General features: G+C 69.2%; 20 protein-coding genes. 7 read left to right on the forward strand and 13 right to left on the reverse strand.

From position 1 onward, the window contains the following. Positions 1-25: 25 nt before the first annotated feature. Positions 26-1,504 (reverse strand): cardiolipin synthase, encoded by a 1,479-nt coding sequence (gene cls, locus AB7E03_RS09930; protein WP_489941250.1) that lies wholly within the window; start codon positions 1,502-1,504, stop codon positions 26-28. 336 nt (positions 1,505-1,840) lie between these two features. Between cls and AB7E03_RS09935 the strand changes: the two genes are divergently transcribed. Both AB7E03_RS09935 and AB7E03_RS09940 read left to right on the forward strand, forming a co-directional pair. Next, a complete protein-coding gene (locus AB7E03_RS09935) occupies positions 1,841-2,245 on the forward strand; it encodes a hypothetical protein (protein WP_489941251.1) in 405 nt (134 codons plus the stop codon). Positions 2,246-2,333: 88 nt separating this feature from the next. Next, entirely contained in the window at positions 2,334-4,211 is a 1,878-nt protein-coding gene (locus tag AB7E03_RS09940; protein ID WP_489941252.1) for a cell wall-binding repeat-containing protein, read from the forward strand. Positions 4,212-4,252: 41 nt separating this feature from the next. On the opposite strand, the gene AB7E03_RS09945 is transcribed toward AB7E03_RS09940, so the two are convergent. The 6 genes from AB7E03_RS09945 to AB7E03_RS09970 all read right to left on the reverse strand — a co-directional run bounded on the left by AB7E03_RS09945 (position 4,253) and on the right by AB7E03_RS09970 (position 10,436). Further along, the gene (locus AB7E03_RS09945) at positions 4,253-4,501 is read right to left on the reverse strand and encodes a CsbD family protein (protein WP_489941253.1); all 249 of its coding nucleotides are present in this window, start codon (positions 4,499-4,501) and stop codon (positions 4,253-4,255) included. 110 nt (positions 4,502-4,611) lie between these two features. Next, positions 4,612-5,463 (reverse strand): PHP domain-containing protein, encoded by an 852-nt coding sequence (locus tag AB7E03_RS09950; RefSeq protein WP_489941254.1) that lies wholly within the window; start codon positions 5,461-5,463, stop codon positions 4,612-4,614. A 44-nt stretch (positions 5,464-5,507) separates the two neighbouring features. Then, positions 5,508-5,801: a DUF5652 family protein gene (locus AB7E03_RS09955; protein ID WP_489941255.1), complete on the reverse strand. Its 294-nt coding sequence runs from the start codon at positions 5,799-5,801 to the stop codon at positions 5,508-5,510. A gap of 48 nt (positions 5,802-5,849) precedes the next feature. After that, a complete protein-coding gene (locus AB7E03_RS09960; protein ID WP_489941256.1) occupies positions 5,850-6,950 on the reverse strand; it encodes an enolase C-terminal domain-like protein in 1,101 nt (366 codons plus the stop codon). Then, the gene (locus AB7E03_RS09965; protein WP_489941257.1) at positions 6,947-9,958 is read right to left on the reverse strand and encodes an FAD-binding and (Fe-S)-binding domain-containing protein; all 3,012 of its coding nucleotides are present in this window, start codon (positions 9,956-9,958) and stop codon (positions 6,947-6,949) included. Before AB7E03_RS09965 ends, AB7E03_RS09960 begins: the two co-directional genes overlap by 4 nt. A gap of 196 nt (positions 9,959-10,154) precedes the next feature. After that, positions 10,155-10,436: a hypothetical protein gene (locus AB7E03_RS09970; protein ID WP_489941258.1), complete on the reverse strand. Its 282-nt coding sequence runs from the start codon at positions 10,434-10,436 to the stop codon at positions 10,155-10,157. A 370-nt stretch (positions 10,437-10,806) separates the two neighbouring features. Here AB7E03_RS09970 and AB7E03_RS09975 point away from each other — a divergent pair, with 370 nt between their 5' ends. From AB7E03_RS09975 to AB7E03_RS09985, 3 genes are all read left to right on the forward strand, one after another. Beyond that, complete coding sequence (locus AB7E03_RS09975; protein ID WP_489941259.1) at positions 10,807-11,658, forward strand: SDR family NAD(P)-dependent oxidoreductase; 852 nt, start codon at positions 10,807-10,809, stop codon at positions 11,656-11,658. 64 nt (positions 11,659-11,722) lie between these two features. Beyond that, entirely contained in the window at positions 11,723-12,295 is a 573-nt protein-coding gene (locus AB7E03_RS09980) for a cyclodeaminase/cyclohydrolase family protein (protein WP_489942898.1), read from the forward strand. Then, positions 12,292-13,221 carry a bifunctional methylenetetrahydrofolate dehydrogenase/methenyltetrahydrofolate cyclohydrolase gene (locus tag AB7E03_RS09985; protein WP_489941260.1) on the forward strand — a complete coding sequence of 310 codons (930 nt, stop codon included), beginning with the start codon at positions 12,292-12,294 and terminating at the stop codon, positions 13,219-13,221. Before AB7E03_RS09980 ends, AB7E03_RS09985 begins: the two co-directional genes overlap by 4 nt. A 49-nt stretch (positions 13,222-13,270) precedes the next feature. On the opposite strand, the gene AB7E03_RS09990 is transcribed toward AB7E03_RS09985, so the two are convergent. The 6 genes from AB7E03_RS09990 to AB7E03_RS10015 all read right to left on the reverse strand — a co-directional run bounded on the left by AB7E03_RS09990 (position 13,271) and on the right by AB7E03_RS10015 (position 19,343). Further along, positions 13,271-13,684, reverse strand: a complete 414-nt coding sequence (locus AB7E03_RS09990) for a hypothetical protein (protein ID WP_489941261.1) — start codon at positions 13,682-13,684, stop codon at positions 13,271-13,273. A gap of 252 nt (positions 13,685-13,936) precedes the next feature. Beyond that, positions 13,937-16,192: an FUSC family protein gene (locus AB7E03_RS09995; protein WP_489941262.1), complete on the reverse strand. Its 2,256-nt coding sequence runs from the start codon at positions 16,190-16,192 to the stop codon at positions 13,937-13,939. A 66-nt stretch (positions 16,193-16,258) separates the two neighbouring features. Continuing rightward, on the reverse strand, positions 16,259-16,876 hold the full coding sequence (locus AB7E03_RS10000; protein ID WP_489941263.1) for a TMEM175 family protein: 618 nt from the start codon (positions 16,874-16,876) through the stop codon (positions 16,259-16,261). A gap of 16 nt (positions 16,877-16,892) precedes the next feature. Further along, complete coding sequence (locus tag AB7E03_RS10005; RefSeq protein WP_489941264.1) at positions 16,893-17,282, reverse strand: META domain-containing protein; 390 nt, start codon at positions 17,280-17,282, stop codon at positions 16,893-16,895. Between the two features lie 103 nt (positions 17,283-17,385). Then, a complete protein-coding gene (locus AB7E03_RS10010; RefSeq protein WP_489941265.1) occupies positions 17,386-17,808 on the reverse strand; it encodes a hypothetical protein in 423 nt (140 codons plus the stop codon). 65 nt (positions 17,809-17,873) lie between these two features. After that, on the reverse strand, positions 17,874-19,343 hold the full coding sequence (locus AB7E03_RS10015; RefSeq protein WP_489941266.1) for an MFS transporter: 1,470 nt from the start codon (positions 19,341-19,343) through the stop codon (positions 17,874-17,876). 63 nt (positions 19,344-19,406) lie between these two features. Between AB7E03_RS10015 and AB7E03_RS10020 the strand changes: the two genes are divergently transcribed. After that, entirely contained in the window at positions 19,407-20,048 is a 642-nt protein-coding gene (locus tag AB7E03_RS10020; RefSeq protein ID WP_489941267.1) for a TetR/AcrR family transcriptional regulator, read from the forward strand. A gap of 60 nt (positions 20,049-20,108) precedes the next feature. After that, the gene (locus tag AB7E03_RS10025; RefSeq protein ID WP_489941268.1) at positions 20,109-21,344 is read left to right on the forward strand and encodes an ROK family protein; all 1,236 of its coding nucleotides are present in this window, start codon (positions 20,109-20,111) and stop codon (positions 21,342-21,344) included. Positions 21,345-21,372 lie beyond the last annotated feature (28 nt).

Consider the following 21,372-nt stretch of genomic DNA (forward strand, 5'->3'; position numbering starts at 1 on the left):
TGAGCACCCCGGGCCCGAGACCCGATCAGTTGACGGCCGAGGTGAGGCGGGCGACGCCGTCGAGGAAGGTCGCCTTCCCGGGTTCGTGCTTCCACTCCTCGAGGGTGAGCTGGCGGCCGGCATCCCGGTAGGCCTGCTCCACTTCACGCATGTCGGCGACGAACGACTCGCCGAGCACCAGCAGCGACACCTCCATGTTGAGGCTGAACGAGCGGATGTCCATGTTGGACGATCCGATCACGGCGATGTTGTCGTCGATGGAGAAATGCTTGGAGTGCAGGATGAACGGCGCCGGGTAGAGGAAGATCTTGACGCCGGCTTCGAGCAGCGCGTCGTAGTACGAGCGCTGGGCGTGATACACCAGCCCCTGGTCGCCGATCTCCGACACGAAGAGCTGCACTTCGAGCCCTCGCTGACAGGCGGTGGTGATCGCGTAGACCATGGCTTCGTCGGGGACGAAGTACGGCGACGTGAGGATGATCCTCTCGGTGGCACCATAGATGAGCGACAGGAACAGCCGCAGGTTGTTCTCGGTCTGATAGCCCGGCCCTGAAGGCACCACCTGGCAGACCACCGCGTCGGGCGACGTGTCGACGGGGAGGTCCGACACTCGGACGTGCTCGGAGTCGGCCAGGTCCTCGTCCGTCTCGATGAGCCAGTCCGAGAGGAACACCGCGTTCACGGATGCGACGACCGGCCCGGTGAGCCGCGTCACGAGCTCCTGCCACTTGAGCCCGCGCTTGATGTTCTTCTCGGAGTCGTAGTCGCGCGAGATGAGGTTCTGCGAGCCCATGAACGCGACCCGGCCGTCGACGACGACGATCTTGCGGTGGTTGCGCAGGTCGGGGCGCTGGTACTTGCCTTTGAACGGCATGACGGGGAGCATCCACGCCCACTTCACGCCGATGCGGTCGAGCTCGGCGAACGTCTCCTTCGAGTGCGCGACTTTCTTCGACGAGATGTGGTCCGCCAGCAGCTTCACTTCGACGCCGCGTGCCACGGCGCGTTCCATGGCCGAGAAGAAGCCGCGGGTTGTGTCATCCCATCCCACGATGAAGAACTCGACATGCACCCACTGCTGCGCACGGTCGATCTCCGCTGTCATCGCGTCGATGGAGGCCTGATAGTCGTCGTAGAGCGTCGCGTTGTTGCCGGGGAGTGCAGGCAGCGCGGTCAGTCGCTCGTTCTGCTGCGCGATCCGCTGGAACCATCGCGGCCAGCTGCTCTCATCGGCCACCAGCTTGCCTGCTCTGGCCGCCCTGCCCTTGATGAGGGTGTCGATCCGCGCCTGCTCCTCGCGCCGCTTCTTGGGCAGCGTGAAGTTGCCGATCAGCAGGTAGAGCACGATCCCGAAGAAGGGGAACAGGATGATCAGGAGCAGCCACGCCATAGCTGCCGTGGGCTTCCGATCGCGCGGGATGTAGATCAGCGCCAGCACGATGACCACCACGTGCACGGCAAGGCTCACGAGCCAGATCAGATTGGCGAGAAGTGAGCCGTCCATGCGAATGCCCGTCTGTTTACCAGGTGGGCATCGATCGCCGACCGTAGCCGACTGAAGCACACGACGGTGGCCCGCGGCTAGCCACGCCTTTGCGACCATCGAGCGAACCCCTCGCATGCGCTGTCCGCTATCTGGCCCGCTTGCTGACTCCGAAAACTGTCGGAAGCGTTACCGTGCAGCGAGCGCCGCCTCGGTGCTTAGATGTGATGCGTCTCATTCTTCGTATCAGTTCACGCCGAGCCTTCCTGAGAAGTAGCGTCTTCCAAAGATTGGGCGGGTGACCTCTGCAAGCGATGCAGAACGGACCTCCCGGAGGAAGAGCGAATGAGAAAGCACATGGTGATGTGGATGGGTGGTGCCGCGCTTGCCGTCGCCGCAGCGACGGGCTTGATCGGCGCGGCAAGGCCCGCGCTCTCGCATCCACCTCAGGCGGGCGCCGTGACGGTGGCTGCTGACGTGGCGGGCACGAGTTCCGTCGTGGCGGCCTGCAACGTGATTTTCACGAGCACGCCAGATGTCGCCGATGTCGACTCCTTCGCCCCGGCGCAGCAGGCTGCGAGCGACGCGACGAAGGCCGGAGCCGCGTGGCGGCCGTTCGCCGATCACCTGGACACGTATATCGCCAGGTATTCCGCCTTCCGGGACAGCGGCTGGACCGGCGGGGACATCGAGTTCGCTGAGGCACAGGATGCACTTGCTGCGGACTGCGATGCGGTGGGGGTCGGTGCTGATGAGAAGTAGATCCGAAACCATCGGCATCCTCGCGTCGTGGCGTGGATGGTGGCGCAGAGAGCGCTCGCCCATGAAGGTGCGCCTCGCCATCGCAGCTGTGATCGCCCTCGCGGTGGGCCTTGCCGTCCCAGCCGGGAATGCCTCTCCGGCCCGGGCAGACGCCGGATGCGGCGCTGCGTGTACCAACGTCTCATCCAACCCCAGTGTTCTTGCGACCGAGCTCATGCAGGCCCGCGGCGCCGGAAAGCTCACTGAGGCCACCATCACGCACGGCAGCATCTTCGACAACGAGATCGGCCGGATCGCGAATGGGAGCATCGGCAGTTTTCCGGAGTGCAACATCGACACCCGAGTTCTCCAGACGCTTGTGGTCACCGTGCGGACCTATACAAAAGTCCAGCTCACGGACCTCAGTCGTTGGTGTGCGCACGACGGCAAGAACACGTGCACGAACGCGCATCCGAGCCCGTGGCACTGTAAACGGCCGGCCGTCGCGATCGATTTCGGGGCGATCAATGGGAACAGGCTGGACGGTTCGAATGCACAAACCTACGACCTTCTCCGCTTGCTCAATTCGTTCGAGCCCCCGAACATGCACGTCGGGCAGGTCCAGTGGCGCCCTGCCTCGCTACCGTCGCAGGGACTCACGAACCTCAACAACGAATTCAGCGACTCCAACAACCATCTTCACGTCGACTTCGGACTTGCCGGAAACGGCCAGCTCCGAGTGACCAACTCCGAAGCCGCTCCTGTCGGAGTCTTCGATTCGGCCTCCAGCCCCTCGGCCGGTGCCCTCGCGGTGACGGGATGGGCCTATGACCCGGACGCTCCGGCGGCGTCGATCCAGATCGAGGTCTGGGTCGATGGAACGCGGCTCGCTCTCGTCTCGGCCAACACACCCCGACCGGACGTCAACGCCGCACGAGGCGTGCCAGGAAACCACGGCTTCAGTACGACGGTGACCACGACTCCTGGTGTGCACAAGGTAGGAATCAACGCTCTCGACTCGACAACAGGAGCGAAGCAAGGACTCGGAGAGCGGAATGTGACCGTCGTCGGCGCCGCTATTGGAGTGGCGCGGATCTACGGAGCGACCCGATACGACGGAGCTGCTGAAGTATCGAAAGCCGCGTTCCCGACCGGCGCCCCCGTCGTGTACATCGTGAGCGCTGCCAGCCCAGTCGATGCCGGCTACACGGGCGCAGTCGCGGCGAAAGCGGGCGGACCGCTGCTTCTCACCGACGCCGGCGGACTTCCCGGAGCGACTCAGAACGAGCTCAAGCGGCTGAACCCACAACGAGTCGTCTTCGTCGGTGGAGTTACGGCCATCCCGGACGCTCGGCTCACCGAAGCGAAGGGGATCCTGCCGACCGCCACCGTTTCCCGGGTGAACGGAGCAGACAGGTTCGAGACGGCACGCAATGCGATCCGGTCGACCTTCACGGCCGCTCCCGTCGTCTTCATCGTCGATTCCAATTCGTGGACCGATGCCATCGCGGCTGGGAACACCGCCGCGTTCAACAGCGAGCCGGTGATGATCGTCAACGGTCCGACAACGACTGTCGATCCCGCAGATGCAACGCTCCTCCGCGATCTCAAGACGGCGACGATTCGCGTGGTCGGCGGTCCGAATTCCGTCTCCGACGCCCTCGTGAGCAAGTTTGCGGCAATCGTGCCGAATACCGCGCGGATTTATGGGGCCGACAGGTTCGGAACAGCAGAGATCGTCGCCAAGAACACCTACGGGACTGCTTCGACCGCGTACCTGGTTTCTGGACTGAACTACCCGGATGGACTCACCGCCTCCGGATTCACCGGAAAAGGGAAGTCTCCGCTGCTTCTGGCCCGCCCCGAGTGCGTTCCCCAGAGCACGCTGCAAGCCATCTACGCCATGCGCGTGACAAAGGTGGTCCTCATCGGAGGGCCTGCAGTGCTCGGCACCGACGTGGCGGCACTCAAACCCTGCGGATTGTGACGTGAACCGTGGTCGCGGGGACGGTTCTCCGCGACCACGCGCTACTCCAGGTTGCCCCGGTCGGCGCCGTCGTACGGCACGTCCGTGTCATCGCGGCGGTCGTCGCGCTTGTCGGCGCTGTCCTTCACGTGCGCCTTCACATCGGCGACCGTGTCCTTGACGCTGCCTTTCGCCTGCTCGGCCTTGCCTTTCACGACGCGCGACTCGTCGTCGGTGATCTTGCCGATGACCTCGTCGACCTTGCCCTTCACCTTGTCGCCGGTCGCGTCGGCCTTGTCCTCGATACCCATGACGACCTCCTCATCGGTCCGCATCCATTGGTGTGTTCGGTCGCACGGTACGCGGGTCCGAACGGGCGGTTAACCCGTCAGAGCAGCCCGTTTCGGCGATTTCTCGGCCTTCATCGCCTCCACAGGTCGACCGCACTCGCCCCGGGCCGGAAGCCGAACGCCTCCGCCAGGATCACCGCTTCCGGGAAGTGGCTCGCGATGGCGTCAGGGGTGTGAGCGTCGCTTGCGAAGCTGATCGCCTGCCCGCCCTCCTCCGCCCACCACTGGACCACCCATGACCAGAGCCGGCGGGTGTTCACCTCCAGAGCACGACCGCCCTCGGCGATGGCGCGCATGGCAAGCCGGATCTCGTCCTCGAACTGCCGGGGGTCGAACGGGCCGCTCTGGTCGGTCGGCCAATGACGGAGGGGGTAGTCGATGTGTGTGAAGACCTCGAATACGTCCGATTCGGCCACCATTGCCGGAATCTCCTGGAGGTACGCCGAGATCACCTCGCCAGGCGGATGCTCGTGAAGCAGCCGGCTCGGTTCCGCGCGCCCGCCACCCATGTCGAGAGTGTGCAGCGACCCGTTGATGCGATCGAACCGGCTCAGGTCTACCAGCGCGCGAGCCTCCGCCTCGAACAGGTGAGGCTGACCGAACTCCACTCCGGTCAGGATGCGCAGTCCTGGAAACTCATGGCGCGCCCGGTCGATGCTGTCGAAGTACCCATCGGCGTCGAGCGGCTCAAACACCATCCGCCCGTCCGGCTGCACATAGTGCCGCTGGTGCGGAAGCAGATCTCCTGGTTCAGCTCGCCACGTGCCCGGGATGTCCAGGTGCTCCGTGAAGAAGAGGGCGGGGAGGCCGATTCGAAGGGCCCGCTCGCAGGTCGCCCTCATGCGACCAGACGCAGCGGAGTTCGGACCACCGGTATCCCAGGACCATTCGCTGTGGACGTGGCTGTCAGCGGGGAGAACCATGCGGGCGATGGTAGACCCGCCCGCTTCTCGCGCCGACCCGCGGTTCAGGGCCCGACGGGGCCGCGAGGTTCGTCCCAGTGGCCGCCCTGCTCCGGCTCGCCCGTCACGGTGAGGATGGTCTCCTCGACCAGCGCGGAGCTCGCTCGACGGCGGTCGACGGCGAAGAGGTAGACGGCGTCGAGCACGCCCAGCGTGTTCGTCAGCAGCAGCGCGACGAACCACGGCTTGCTGCTGTTCCTGGCCGCGCGCCAGAGCGATGCGCCCTTCCAGGCGACGGTCCAGGCGATCGCCGCTACGAGGAGGGCACGTCGAGCCGGAGGGATGTCCGGCATACGCATGGTGAAGGGTCCTGTGTCGTTTCTCATGCCCCATTGCACTGCGGTCGCTCACCGGGTGGCAAGGGGTTCCGCTTTCAAGGTGAGACCGTGTCCCGGCTTCGAGCGATCCGGCGTCAGTTCGCCTCGGCGCACGGGAAGCGTGCCGTCGAAGAGCATCGGCTCTCCTCGGGCGTGGTCGTGGAAGTACTCCAGGTGCCGGAAGGCGGGAGCGCAGCATCCGACGTGCGCCGAGAGCTGGGGCGCGCAGTGCGCCGACACCGGGATGCCGTGCGCGTGGGCGAGTGCGGCGAGCCGCATCCAGCCGGTTATCCCGCCGCAGCGCGTCACATCCAGCTGAAGGACGTCCACGGCGTCGAGCAGCGCGGCGGCGTCGGCTGCTCGGTACACGTACTCCCCCGCAGCGATGTCGGCCAGGCTGGAGGTGCGAACGGCAGCCAGCCCCTTCGGGTCGTCGGAGCTCACCGGCTCCTCGAACCACACCACCTGTGAGCCACGGAGCTCGCGCTCGACCCGGCGAGCCTGTCCCACGTCGTACGCGCCGTTCGCGTCGACGAAGAGCGCAATGCCCGGGCCGACCGCGTCGCGAGCCACCCGGACACGCTCGAGGTCACGGTCGACGCGCCCGCCACGGTCCTCTCCGATCTTGATCTTGACCGCACGGCATCCCGCCTCGACGAACCCGGTGAGCTGGGCCATCATCCGCTCGTCGTCGTACGTGGTGAAGCCTCCGCTGCCGTAAGCCGGCGCCGAGGCCCGCACCGGCCCGATCAGGTCGACGAGGGAGATCCCCAAGGCCCGCGCTTCGGCGTCCCAGAGGGCGATATCGAGGGCGGAGAGGGCGCATGCCCCGATGCCGGGAAGGCCGGCGTTCCGCAAGGCGCGGGCAAGATCGACCACGACGGCGGCCCGGTCGCCGAGCCGGCGGCCGACAGCGAGCGGCGCGAGCTCGTCATCGATCACCTGCTGTGCTGCGGCCGAAGTGTACGTGTAGCCGAGTCCCGCGATGTCTCCCGCATGCACCAGTGCGATCACTGCTGTGGTGGAATCCCAGGATGCCGTACCGTCGGCCTCCGGCGCATCGGTCGGGATGCGGAAGACCCGCGTCTCTACCCGGTCGATGCTCGGGAGGGTCGCGCCCCGCCCGGTCATGACCGCTGGCGCACGCGGCCAGAACCGAGGGCACGATCGACCGCCTCCGCCGGGATACGGTCGGCATGCCGGCCGGGACGATCGACCCCGGTCGGCTCCCCTCGGCGGGTGCGCAGCTGCATGGCCAGCACCTCGGCCAGGTGCAGCGGGCGAGCGGCGTCCGAAAGCTGCTCCGTCTGCGTGCGGCAACTGAAACCGTCTGCGATCACCCGTGCGCCCGCTCCGGCGTCGCGGATCGCCGGGAGCAGCGCATGCTCGGCCGCCGCGACGGACACGTCGAGATGCCCGTCCTCGAATCCGAAGTTGCCGGCCAGGCCGCAGCATCCCTCCACCGTCGTCGTCTCGATGCCCGCGGCGTCCAGGATCCGTTGGTCTGCGGCGAACCCGCCGATCGCGTGCTGGTGGCAGTGCGGCTGAACGACGGCGGAGCCTCCGACGTGCGGGACGGACCAGTCCGGTGTGCGCTCGAGCAGCTCCGCGAACGACGTGGCCCGCGAGGCGACGAGTGCGACGGCCGGGTCATCCGGCAACAGTTCCGGTGCATCCGCGCGGAAGACCGCGAGGCAGCTCGGCTCGAGGCCGACCAGCGGGACGTCGTCCCCGAGTGCAGAGGCGAGCTGTTCGGCGGTGTGCGACAGCATCCGTTCGGCGACACCCAGCTGCCCGGTAGAGATCCAGGTGAGGCCGCAGCAGAGGTGGCCGGGCGGCAGGATGACGCGATAGCCGGCATCCTCTAGCACCGTCACCGCCGCTCGTCCTATCGAGGGGTGGAAGTTGTCGGTGAAGGTGTCCGGCCAGATCATCGCGTCGCCCAGCGGCGCCGGCGGCCGCGGCGGCCGCTTCGCGAACCAGTCGGTGAACCGCTCCGGCGCGAACCGGGGGACCGGGCGGTCGGGGGAGATCCCGCCGAGGCGCTTGCCGAGCCGGGAGAGCCCGGGCAGCCGTCCCGCCCGGTTGACCAGGGCGGGGGCGACGCGAACCAGGCGCGCGAGCAGAGGTAGCCAGCCCATCGTGTAGTGGGCGGCCGGGCGGAGCCTGCCCTCGTAGTGGTGCGAGAGGAACTCCGCCTTGTAGGTGGCCATGTCCACATCCACCGGACAGTCGGAGCGACAGCCCTTGCATGCCAGGCAGAGGTCGAGGGCGTCGAGCACCTCGGTCGAGCGCCAGCCGTCCTCGATGGGTCCCGGTCGGTATTGCCCGTCGAGCATCTCGAACAGGAGCCGGGAGCGGCCGCGCGTCGAATGCTCCTCCTCGTTCGTCGCCCGGAATGACGGGCACATCACATTGCCGGAGTGGCTGCGGCAGTTGCCGACGCCGACGCAGCGCAGCGCCGCCCTGTCGAACCGGCCCTGGTCGTTCGGATAGGAGAAGTGCAGCTGTACGTCGACCTTCGGCCGGTAGTCGGCGCCGAGCCGCAGGTTCTCCGTCGGCCGGTACGGTGTGACCACCTTGCCGGGATTCATCCGGTCGTCGGGATCGAACAGTTCCTTCAGCCGTTCGAACGCCTCCATCACCCGCTCGCCGAACATGATCGGCAGCAGCTCGCCCCGCGCCTGCCCGTCCCCGTGCTCGCCCGAGAAGGAACCGCCGTACTCGGCGACCAGATGGGCTGCGCGCTCGATGAAGGCCCGGTAGTGGGCGATACCCTGTTCGGTGGTGAGCTCGAAGGGGATGCGGCAGTGTACACAGCCGTGACCGAAATGCCCGTACAAGGACACCTGGTCATAGTCGAACTCGCGCAGCAGGTCGCCGAAGTCGCGGAGGTAGTCGCCCAGCCGGTCCGGCGGCACCGCCGCATCCTCCCAGCCCGGCCAGGTGTCGGGACGGCCCGGGATCCAGGCCGTCGCTCCGAGCCCCGCCTCGCGGACCTCCACGATCTCGCGCTGATGCGCGGGGTCGTCGAACTCGCGGACCGCTGGTGCCGGATCCCGCTTCTCCAGGTCGGCGCGGAGGCGCTCGGCCTTGTCCCGCACCTCCTCCTCCGTCTGCCCGGGAAGCTCCACGACGAGCCACCCTCGCCCCTCCGGCAGCAGGTGAAGCGCCTCGGCGTTCTCGCGTTTGATCTTCTCGTTGCCCACCAGGACGTCGTCGAGGCCTTCGATCATCGTCGGACCGTACGGCGCGATGGCGGGGGCGGCGTCCGCCGCCTCGTGGATGGACGGGAAGCCCAGCACGAGCAGCGTCTTCTCGGGCGGGACAGGCACGAGTTCGAGCTCGGCATGCAGCACGGTGACGAGCGTCGACTCCGACCCCACAAGCGCTCGGGCGACGTCGAAGCCCGCCTCCGGCAGCAGCGAGTCGAGGTTGTAGCCGGACACGCGACGAGGGATGTCCGGGAACCGCGCGCGGATGTCGTCGCCGTAGTCGGCGGCGAGGGCACGCATCCCCTCGTATAGTTCGGCCCGCCTGCCGCCTTCCGCGCGGATCCGCTCCAGCTCCTCCTCGGCGGTGCGGCCCACCCACATGCGCACACCGTCGTAGGTCAGCACCTCCAGACGCCGGACGCTATCGGCCATCTTTCCGTAGGCCTGCGCGGTCGATCCGCAGGAATTGTTGCCGATCATCCCGCCGATGGTGCAATGCGAGTGCGTGGCAGGTTTGGGGCCGACCATCAACTGGTGTGGCGCGAGCTCGGCGTTCAGGTCGTCCAGCGCGATCCCGGGCTCGACGACGGCACGTCGCGCTTCGGGGTCGACGGAAACGAGGTGGTTGCAGTACTTGCTCCAGTCGATGACCACCGCATTATTCGTGCACTCGCCCGCGAGACTCGTTCCGCCGCCACGACTCAGCAGGGGCACACCGAGCTCCTGGCACACGGCCACCGTGTTGATGGCCGCCTGGACGGTGTGCGGGACGACGACTCCGATCGGTATCTGGCGGTAGTTGGAGGAATCCGTCGAGTAGGCGCCTCGCGACCCGTCATCGAATCGCACCTCGCCGTCGACCCGCGACCGGAGTCCGTCCGCCAAGGCGTGGAGGTCGATTCCTCCTGAGGTGATCGTGCTCATCGCAGATGCTCAGCCGTTCGAGCCGCGCTCCTCGAGGCGGCATTGCACGAGGGTAACCATGTCGCGGAACGTACCCTTCTGACGGTGGCGCGCAAAGGGCCAGCGCGCCGCAGCTCCTGCGAAAACTGCCAGAAAAGGCCGCGTTGGACCGCCGTCGCTCATCCGACGGCACGGGGTCGGATAGCGACGGCCGAGCCTACTCGGCGCCCAGGAAGCTCATCAATGATTGCGCCGCCACGACGATGCCGATCACCAGCGCACACCCTCCGACCGACGCACTGAAGGCGATCAGGCCGCGGCGGGATCGCCTGCCCGCCAGGGTGCTGCGATCGAACGACAGGGCGGAGATCTTGTCGATGTTCGGAGCCACCGTCGCCACGAACGGCTCTTGCGGGTCTTCATGCAGCCCGTAGGGCAGCGGCCTCCCCGGCCTGTCGGCGCGGAAGATTCCGTCCTCGTCCTCGCGGAGCTCGATCATGATTCCCCTCTCACGGCCGGTAGTCGCAATTTCGGCGTTCGTACAATGCGCGCGCTTGCTGGTCTCCCGATCGCGACCCGTTCAGTGAGCTGCCGACGACCATGAGAACAGCCACCACTCGCGCCGCGACGACGCTCAGTGCGTGAGCGATTCGCGTCACCACCCGATTCGACTGTGTCCTCATCGTCCGGCTCCCCCGATTGCGTCTGACGATACTCGAACCGTTCCCGCCCGAGGTAGTGACTCTGTTCCGGGGTGTCCTGTCGCGGGTAGCGTCGACCCGTGAGCGGACGAGGGAGAACGCCGCGAGGGATGATCGCGATCCGGCCCAGGGGTAAACCATCGTCCAACCCGGTGCCAGACTGTGCGCATGACTGCCCCCGTACTCCTCATCACCGGCTCGTCGTCAGGCATCGGGCTGGCCTCCGCCGTCGCCGCAGCCCGCCGCGGTTTCCGGGTCGTCGCGACGATGCGCGATCCCGCCAAGTCCGGAGCTCTTCAGGACGCCTGCCGGGAGGCCGGGGTCGAGCTCGACATCCAGCGCTTGGATGTGACCGATCAGGAGTCGGTCGCGGCCTGTTTCCGGCACATCCGGGACACCTACGGACGCCTCGACGCCCTTCTGAACAACGCGGGAGCCGGGCACGTGGGAACTGTGGAGCTCGAGAGCCTGGAGGAGATCCGGGCTGTGCTGGAGGTCAACTTCTTCGGGGTCGTGGCGGTGACGCAGGCGGCGCTGCCGCTGTTGCGCGAGAGCCAGGGGCGCCTCGTGACCGTCTCGAGCGTCGGCGGAGTGGTCGGCCAGCCGTTCAACGAGGCGTACTGTGCGGCGAAGTTCGCCGTCGAAGGGTTTCTGGAGTCGCTGACGCCCGTCGCCGCGTCGCTCGGGGTGCGGGTCACCATCGTTGAGCCGGGGGCTGTGAGCACGGAGTTCGTCGCGAACGTCGGGCTGGGCGAGACGCCGGCGGCGTTCGGGACACCCTACGAGGATGCGCTGCGCTCCTATCTCGCGCGCACGGCGCGGGCGTTCGACCCCGGCGTGGCGCAGGCCCCCGAGAGCGTCGCCGAGGTGATCGTCGGTGTGCTGGAGGCGGCGGAACCGCCGGCGCGCATCCAGACCTCGGAGAACGCGTCCCATTTCGCGGGTGTGAAGCTCGCCGACCTCGACGGCTCGCGGGTGCAGGCCGTCACCTCGGGCTGGGTGACACCGGCAGGCGCGTAGGCGGCACCCGACCGGAATCGGGCACGGCGCGAGCCCGGTACTGTTGTGTGGCGTGAGCGAAAGTGTGTGGGCTGCCCGTGCGGGAGACCTTCTGGAGAGGACCGCGTCCGCCGATCCGACCCCCGGAGGCGGTTCCGTGGCAGCCGTGGTCGGCGCCTTCGGCGTCGGACTCTTGACGATGGCCGTCGCCATCACCGCCGACGGTGAAGGGGCCGGACGACACCGACCGGCGCTCGACGACCTGCGCGACCGGGTCGCTCGTGCAGCGGATGCGGACACGCGCGACTTCGAAGCCGTGATGTCGGCGTACCGGATGCCCGCCGAGGATGACACGGAGCGGGATGCGCGCGCGAAGGCCATCGAGCAGGCCAGCATCCCCGCGACCGAGGGGCCGCTCGACCTCGCGGCAGCGCTCCTCGACGCGCTCACGCTGTCCCATGAACTGGAACCCGGCGTGAAACGGAACGTCGTCAGCGATGTGCTCGCCGGACGCGACGTGATCGCCGGCGCCGCCCGCGCGGCGCTCCGCACCGCCGACATCAACCTCGCCCAGCTCGAACGCCTCTCCTCCCCCGCAGCGCCCGGACTCCGCGCCCGCAGGGACGAGCTGGCGCAGTCCGTGGAGGATGCCGCATGACCGCCACCGTGCTCAACCCGTCTCCGATCGCGAAGGAGTACCTCGAGGAGGTGCGCCGCGACGTCACCGCTCTCGTCAAGGGCGGCCGCCGGCGGCCGCGCATCCTCGGCCTGCTCGGCCAGGAGGAAGGTCCGGCGGCGACGTACGCGCGCTACGCCCGGCGCGGGTGCGAGGCGGCCGGCATCCAGCTCGACGTGGAGCAGGTCGAGCCGTCGGAGGTGGAAGCGCGCATCGCCGTGGCGAACACCGATCCCACGATCGACGGGATCTTCCTCTATTACCCGCTGATGGACCGCGCGAACGACCACTGGCTGCGCGAACTCGTCGACCCCCGCAAGGATGTGGAGGGCATGCATTCGTTCTGGGCGCGGCTGCTCTACGAGAACCAGCGGCACGTGGATGCGGGAGGCGAGCTTCGCGCCATCCTCCCGTGCACGCCGTTGGCGATCATCAAGCTCCTGCAGCGTGCCGGCCTTCCGACCGAACGGGTCGGTGACGAGCCGCCGCTGGCGCGGATCACCGCCTGCGTCATCAACCGCAGCGAACTGGTCGGCCGGCCGCTCGCGGCGATGCTGGCGAACGACGGAGCGCTCGTGCACTCGCTCGATGTCGACGGGACGATGACATTCGAGCCCGCGATCGGGCGACGCGCGTTCGACGTCAGAGATTCCGGACTCGACCGCGCCGCGGCCCTCCGGGATGCCGACGTCGTCATCTCCGCGGTGCCGTCACGGGAGTTCGAACTGATCCGCGGCGACGAGATCCGCGAGAACGCGATCTGCGTAGACGTCGCCGAGTTCACGAACTTCGACCCGTCCGTGCTGGAGCGCGCGAGCGTCTTCGTACCGCGAGTAGGGCCGCTGACCGTCGCGATGGCCGCGCGGAACCTGCCACGCCTGCTCCGGCTCCGCGGCGACCAGTCGTAGACCGAGGTCGACGACCGGGCGCCACGGGAACCGCAGCGCGAAGGAGGGCTCAGGCGGCCTGGCGCTGGCGCGGAGCGAGGAGGTCGACCAGCTCATGCTGGCTGCCGCCCGTGCACACGAAGAACGTGAACGCGGCCGGCGACTCCACCGTGATCGTCAGCGCGACGTTGTCCCAGGCGTGGGCGGGCACCTCGAGGAGGCGGCCCATCTCGAAGGATCGTCGCTCCGCATCCCGCGCCGAGCCCTGAACCGTGAAGAACGCGTCGAGGGCGTCATCGTCGGCGGCGTCGGCCAGCCAGCCGATGATCGGCTCGGCCTGTGCGCTCAGCGGGACGACCTGGAACAGCGCGGGCGCCATCCGGTCGAGGGGAGTGTCCACGTCGATCGTGGGAACGGCGGCCGGACCTCCTACGGAGGTGATCGCGATCCAGCGTCCCGGCTTCACCGCCTCGATGGCAGTCAAAAGGGGACCATGAATAATGGGGTCGATGTTTCGCAGCATGGAAGCTTCGGGTACTTTCCATAAAAAGCGCAAACGTTGATGTGATGACGCGCAGGCATCAGCGTCGACGGTAACGGATGATCGGGTTTTCCATCGCCGATCGCTCGACGACGGTGCATCCCCCCATTGGTTCGGGGCCGCTGGGGTTGGTACGACAATACCGTTCTGTCCACCAAAGTGCGGACCCCAACTTGGGGGTCAAAATGGGGGCGATCAGGTGTCGGCGGGCGCACCCGGCGCCACGATCGCAGCCTCCAGGCGGCGGACGACCTCCAGGTAGTCCGCCGTCCAGATGATGCGCACCGCGGTGGCGGTCGGCGTCATGTCACCCGCTTCGCCGAGCACGGCGGCCGCCAGCACGCCGTTGGCCGACGGGTCCGAGCCGGCAGGGCCCGGCAGCTCCTCCCGTGCGACGAGCGCGGTCGTCAGCCCGCCGTACCAGGACACGAGGCGCTCCACCCGGCCGTCGAGGGCCTCCCGAGCGGCGCTCCGATCGCCATCGCCGGCTGCCTGCCCGCGCCAGAGCTCCACAATGGCGTCGGCGGCGAGGCGCACGCCGGCCACCCCCGTGATCAGCGCCGACACCTCCGCGAGGGGACGTTGCTTGGACCCGCGCTCCGTCAGGTAGGTGCGGAACGCGTCATCGAGACGACGGGAGGCCGCAGCGGCCCGCATCGACTGCTGCCGGGGCTCGGGATGATCGGATGCCGTCTCATCGCAGCGCGTCATCCCGTAGTCGACCGCGGCGCGCAGGTAGTCGACGCTGGCCAGGTAGGCGTCGCCGATCGCGGACCGCAGTGACGCCGACGCGCCGCGCGGCCAGAACAGGGCGCCGACGCCGAGGCTCACCGCGCAGCCGAGCGCCACATCCTCGATCCGGATCAAGCCGACGGTCCAACCCGTCGGCGCGATCACGTTGAACAGCAGGACGATGACGATGGTGAACGCCGCCTGCCCGGCCGCGAACGAGATCGCCGCAGGCGCGACACCGGCGACGAGGATCGCGAGCGGCAGCACCAGCCACAGCACGACAGGATGCGCCCCGATCACGAACAGGGCCGCGGCCCCGACGACCACTCCCACCACCGTGCCCACGACACCGCGCAGAGCGGTCTGGCCGGTGCTCAGGGCACTCGACCGGAGCACCGACATCGTGCCAAGCACCACCCAGAACGAGTGCTGGACGCCGGTGAGCTTCGCCACCAGGACGGCGATCCCGAGGCCGATGCCGCCGCGGATGCTGTTGCGCAGCCACACCGACGTCTTCCCGACGAAGCCGGTGGCCCGCTCGGTCGCGGCGGCGAGCGGGCCGCTCAATCCGCCCGGCTGCCGGCCCAGCATCCTCTGCCACCAGGTCCGGCGTTCCGCCCGGGCGGTGAGGACGATGTTGCCGGCGACGGTCGCCACGGCGTACGCGAGCTCCTGCGCCCGGAAACCCGGGCCGAGGGCCGCCGCGAACTGCTCGGCCGCGCCGAGGCCGACGAGCCCGGAGGGCATGGGCGCGGGGGCGAGCGTCACGACCTCCACCCTGCTGCGCTCGTCGGCGAGGCGGCCGAGCGCGGCCTCCACCGCCGCCGGGTCGCCGCCGTGCTGCGCGAGGAGCGCGGCGCCCTCCTCCAGTACGTCCGCCGCGGTGGCGCCCAGGCTCCAGGCGGCCGAGTCCGCCGCGGATGGAGAGCCCGCCGCGTCCGGTGCTGTCGCCGCCCCTCGCCCGTGCCGGAGGAACTGGCCGATCACCGCATCCAGCCAGGTGAGCTCGTCGACCAGCCGGACGACGGTGCGCGCCGGCGCGCTCAGGCCGGTCGGTCGGTAGGGGGTGGCGAGGAACACCCGCTGCAGCGTCGCCACAGCAGCATCGCCTCCGGGATCGGCTGCCGCGGGTTCAGTGCCCGAGGGCGGCTCGACCGCGGTGCGGAGACGGGCGGCCAGGGCGCGGCACGCCTCCACCGCCGGACCGCGCAGCGGCTCGCGCACGGGCGCCGGCCACAGCACGGAGATCGCCACGACGCTGACCACCGCGGCGAGACCCCAGCCGAGCAGGCGGGGACCGATGGATGCGGCCGTGCCCGACAGGGTCACCGGGAGGATGAAGGCGAGCAGGAGGGACGTCGACGCCGACGCGATCACCGAGCTCACCGACCCGGCGAACAGGACACCGAACGCCACGACGGCCATCGCGACCGCTGACAGCCACACCGGCGAGGACGCCAACGTCCCCAGGGTGACGAGCGCGGCTCCGGCCGCCGCGAGGGCGAGCTGCGCTTGGATCCGCTCCCTCAGCGGCCCGCTGAAGTCGACGAAGAGCAGCATGGCGAACGACCCGAAGGCACCGAAGAGCGCGACCTCGGGATTCCGCAGCACCTGGCTGCCGACGAGGAACAGCAACGGCACGACGATCGCCGCACGTCCGGCCCGGCGCAGGGCGCTGAAGCCCGGGTCGTGCCGACCGAGCCAGGTAACCACCCGCACGCAGCCTCCTCCCCGTGAGTTCGCACGCCACACACTAGCTGTCCGCGGCTCGGCGTAGGAGGGGCGCTAGGCGGCCGGTCGCGGCTCCCGCTCGGACGCCCCGGTCTGGTTGAACAGGTAGTACAGGCTGAGCGCGGCGGCCGCGAGCAGCATCGCGGGAGCGCTCACGAGCCCGACGAGGGTGATAAGGGGGTAGAGGACGGTGCCGGCGCCGAAGCGCAGCATCGAGCGCCTGCGCGCCGCCGCATCCATCTCCCCCGTCGTGACGAGCACCGCCGAGATGCGGCCGTACAGCAGGGTGAACATGACGGCCATCCCGGTCATCGCTCCGCCGTACAGGACGGCGGCGACCCGGATGTCCGCCGCGTCGCCGTCCGCGAGAGCCCCGGCGAGCGTGGCCGTCGTGAACGGGATGGTCGTGACGAACATGAGGAGCATCAGGTTCCAGAACAGCAGCATCCGGTCCACCACCTCCACCAGACGCACGACCGCGTGATGGTTGACCCAGATCACCCCGATCACCAGGAAGCTGACCACGTAGGCGGCGAACGACGGCCAGGCGGCCAGCAGCTGCGCGAGCAGTCCCCCGGGCTCCCCCGGTTCGACGCGGAGGTCGAGGACCAGCAGCGTGATCGCGACCGCGAGGACGCCGTCGCTGAAAGCCTCGAGCCGCGTCTTGGACATCGTGGTCACCCCTTCGTCAGCGGTCGAGGACTCCGATCTGCGTCCCGGCCGAGTCGTAGACGTTCAGCGTGTCGCCGTCTGTCCGGGCACTCGCCGCCTTGCCGAGCCACGCGTCCACACCTTCGCACGCCATCTGCGTGGTCGCCAGCTTGCTGAAGGTGATCGCGTTCTTCGACTCGGTCCAGGTGCCGGTCAGGGTGTTGCAGCCGTCGTTGCCAGAGAGTTGGCCGCCGTCCTTCAGATCGAGGGTGGTCCCGGACGGGTGGTCGGAGGTCCAGGTCCCGGTGAAGTCCGAGGGATTGGGCGACGCGCAGCCGGCCAACGCCGCGATCAGAAGGCCGCCTGAGGCCATCGCCACCAGTCGACGGCCGGTGCGTCCGCGCCTGTCTGCCGTCATCGCATCCATCGACGACCCCCTCGTCTGCTCGCCGGCCGGACCACGCTGCGGCCGATCTGGGCCACAGTATGGGCGCGGTCAGGGGATGCGCGCTAGCCCGTCCCTACGGCGCTCAGGACGCGAGCGCCAGCTGCCGGAACCGGATGACGGACGAGTCTTCGCGTCCATCCGCACGGTCGTAGGCGGCGCGGATGGGGTTCACCGCGCGGCCGTTGGGGAGCACGACCTCCAGTCCCGCATCATCCGGCGCGCCGCGGCGGTGGGCGACGCGGGACCAGTGGCCGCCGTCCGTCCGCACCAGGATCTCGCCGATCAGGCAGCCCAGGCTCTGCAGCGTGAACTCGTCCCCGACGAAGCCGTCATCGCCGGCGAGGTCGGTGAACAGACGCTCGACGTAGACCAGGTCCTCCGGGGCGTAGGTCACGGTGTGGCCGTAGATGTCGCGGATCCCGCCCGCCATGGCGCCCGCGAGCAACGAGCCGACAGCGGGGTCGGGCCGCCGCCGGCGCGTCGCGTCGCGAGTGAACGGGAACATGCCACCCACGGTAGGCCTCCGGGCCAAGGCCGGGCTCGCCCCACTTCGAGTGGCCCCCGGAGCGGTCACCCCGCATCCCCATGCCGAGCCCGCACGAAGCCGAACGCGACCAGCGCACCGGTGGCGGCGGTGAGCGCGAGGCCGGCCACGGTGACGGCCGCACGGAACTCGCCGGTCTGCTGCACCGACCACCCCGCGTGTGCGAGGTCGCCCAGGAACAGCGCGGCCAGGATGGTGCCGGCCACGGCGAGACCGACACCGGACGCGACCTCGGACGCCGTGTCGGTGAGGGCCGCACCCGTGGTGGTCCTGCTCTCCGGCAGTCCCCGAAGAACGTTGGTCCCGGCCACCACACCGACCACCCGGATGCCCGCCGCCACGAGCGCGAGCGCGAGGGCGACCCAGACGTAGCCGAGCCGGCCCAGCGTGGCGTACACCGCGAGGCCCGCGACCACGGCGACAGCGCTCATCCCGGCCGCACGTTCGAGCCCCACCTTCCGCACGAACGGACCGATCACCGCTCCGCCGGCGATCAGCACGACGACCTGCGGCAGCATCCCGACGGCCGCGAGCGCAGGTGGCCAGCCCCAGTCGAGTTGGAGTTGCAGAGTGACCAGGTACGCGAGCCCGGCGGTTGCGAGCGAGGCGGCTGCCTTGAACGCCAGCCCGCTTGCGACGAGGGGATGCGCGAGCAGTGCGAGATCGAGCAGCGGATGCCGCGCCGATCGCTCGCGGATCACGAACAGCACGCCCGACGCCAGCGCGAGGCAGACGACGACCCACGGCTCCCAGGACCGGGCTCCCGCCTCCACGAACAACGTGGGCGCGATCAGCGCGAGCACGATCGTGGCCGTGCCGAGCGCGGCGCCGGCGAGGTCGACCGGCTCGCGGTGGAGCCCGGACGGGTCGTCCGCCGGGATGCCGAGGCGCACGCCGACGATGGCCAGCGCCGCGATCGGTACGTTCACCAGCAGCAGCACCTGCCACGGTGCGACGGCGAGAACGAGACCCCCGACGGTCGGTCCGATCGCCAGCCCGACCAGTCCGACCGTCGAAATCAGGGTCATCGCCTTCACCCGGAGCTCGTCGGCGGCGAACAACCGGAAGGCGAGGGCCATCGAGCCGGGAGTGGTCATCGCCGCGGCCAGGCCCATGGCGACACGGACGGCGATGAGTTCCTCGGCGGTCGTCACGAACGCCGTCGCGAGGCTGGCGAGCCCCAGCAGCAGGAGGCCCACCAGCATCACGCGTCGACGGCCGTACCGGTCGGCGATCGCGCCGAAGGCCAGCATCGACCCGCCGAAGACGACGGCATACGCACCGGTCACCCATTGCAGTCCGGTCGTCGACGCGTGAAGCTCGCGGCCGATCGTCGGCAGCGCCACGTTCAGGATGGAGTTGTCGAGCATCTCGAAGAGGAAGACGGCGGAGAGCCCGGCGAGCGCGATCCACGCCTCCCCCAGAGAAGCAGGGGTGCGGCGCGCGGGGGACGCCTTCGGGTCGGGGATGATGGGAGCGGTTCGTTCGGCGGACATGAGTGAAGGTTATGTCACTAAACTTAGTCGCACAACCCTTACGTGGGAGGGAAGCGGGAGAGCATGCCCAGGACAAGTGAACGCGGCGGTCCGGAGACGCGCGCCCGCATCGCCGGGATCGCGTCAGGGCTGTTCGTGCAACACGGGTTCGACGCCGTGACGGTCGCCGATGTCGCCCGCGCGGCCGGCGTCTCCAGCGTCACCGTCTTCAAACACTTCCCGCGCAAAGAGGACCTTTACCTCGACCGCTCCGCCGACGCGGAAGAGCTGCTCCGTGCGGCCGTCCGCGACCGCCCGGACGGGACGGACGTGCTCGACTCACTGCGGGCGACAGCGCTTCGCCTGCTCGAGGAACGGCATCCCCTCTCCGGCATCGACGAACGCTCCATCCCCTTCTTCCGCACCGTCGCCGGTTCGGCCGCGCTCACGGCCCGCGCCAGGGAACTCGGTGCCGAGTTGAGGGGGACGCTCGAAAGCGAGCTCGCGCGCGATCCGGCGTTCGAGGGCGATGCCGCGCTGCTCGCCGCCCTCTTCACGGCCGGGTACGAGACCGTGCTGGTGCAGGCCGCGCGTCGCCTCGTCGCCGGCGATCCCGCGGAATCGCTCGAAGCGGACCAGCGGGCGCGGCTCGATGACCTGTTCGAGGTGCTGCGCGGCGGGTTCGGGGCGGCCGGATCGGACAACCGGATCCGTCCACTGCGATAGTAAAGTTTCCCCAGGCCGCTCCGGCGACCGACTGCACTGGGCACGGACGAGGAGGAGCCGGTGGCGAAACGGACGCGAGCGACCGCCACAACGAGCACGCTCGCGCGCGTCAACCAGACGGCGATCATCGAGGCGCTCCGGGAATCCGGCGCCCTCTCCCGCCAGCAGCTCGGCGTGAAGACCGGCCTCAGCCCTGCCACCATCAACCGGCTCACCGCATCCCTCATCGAGGACGGCCTGGTGGTCGCCGCGGGGCAGGAGCCGTCGACCGGCGGCCGGCCGTCGGTGCTGCTGCGCTACGCCGGGAGCTCGCGACTCGTCGCAGCGATCCAACTGCGCGCAGAGACGGTGACCGGCATCCTCGTCGACTTCGACGGCAAGGTCGTCTTCCGGCGCTCGGTCCCGCTCGGGCCGCGGACCGCCAACGAGGGCGCCGACGCCGGTGCCGGCGACGCGCAGCGCGCACCCGACCAGGACCGCGAGCTCCGCAAGGTGTTCCGGCTGTTCGACGATCTGATCTCGACCGCCGACTCGATGGGCACACCCTGCCTCGCCGTCGGCATCGCCGTGCCCGGCGTGGTGCAGCAACCGGAGGGCGTGGTCGGCACCATGCCCGAATTCGGCTGGACCGGCGTGCCGTTCGGGACGCTGCTGCGTGAGCGCACGCACCTTCCGGTGGTCGTCGAGAACGACGCCAACGCACTCGCCTTCGGGGAGCTGCACACCGGCGCCGGCCGCGGGCTCTCGAGCCTGGTGGCCCTTTTCCTCGAAAACGGGCTCGGCGCCGGCATCGTCGCCAACGGCGAACTGCACCGCGGCGCCCGGGCGGAGGCCGGCGAGATCGGCTACCTGCTGATGGAGCGGTCCTCCCTGGAGCGCTCGTACGACGCGCGAGGCGACCTCGAGGACCGCATCGGCTCGCTTGCATTGACGCAGCGAGCGCGGGAGCGCGGGATGCCCATCCCGGCTACCGGATCCCTCACCGCGGAGGACGTGTTCGAGCTCGCCCGCGACGGCAACCCCGACGCCAAGGAGCTCGCCGACGAGATCCTCGACATGGTGGCGATCGCAGTGGCCGCGCTCGTGATCGTGCTCGATCCGGAGCTCGTCGTGGTCGGCAGCAGCTTCGTCGGCAGCTCGGACACGGTCATCCCCGGTATTCAAGAGCGGCTGCGCGGGCGCATCATCCGCGTCCCCCGCATCGAACCGGCCACCCACCGTGAGGATGCGGTGCTCCTGGGCGCGGCGGAACTCGCCGCCGCCGAGGTCAACGGCTTCGCCTACCTCGCGTTCTGACCCGTTCCCTCCTTCCGCACTCTTGACA

This window comes from Leifsonia sp. RCC_180 (assembly GCF_058138205.1).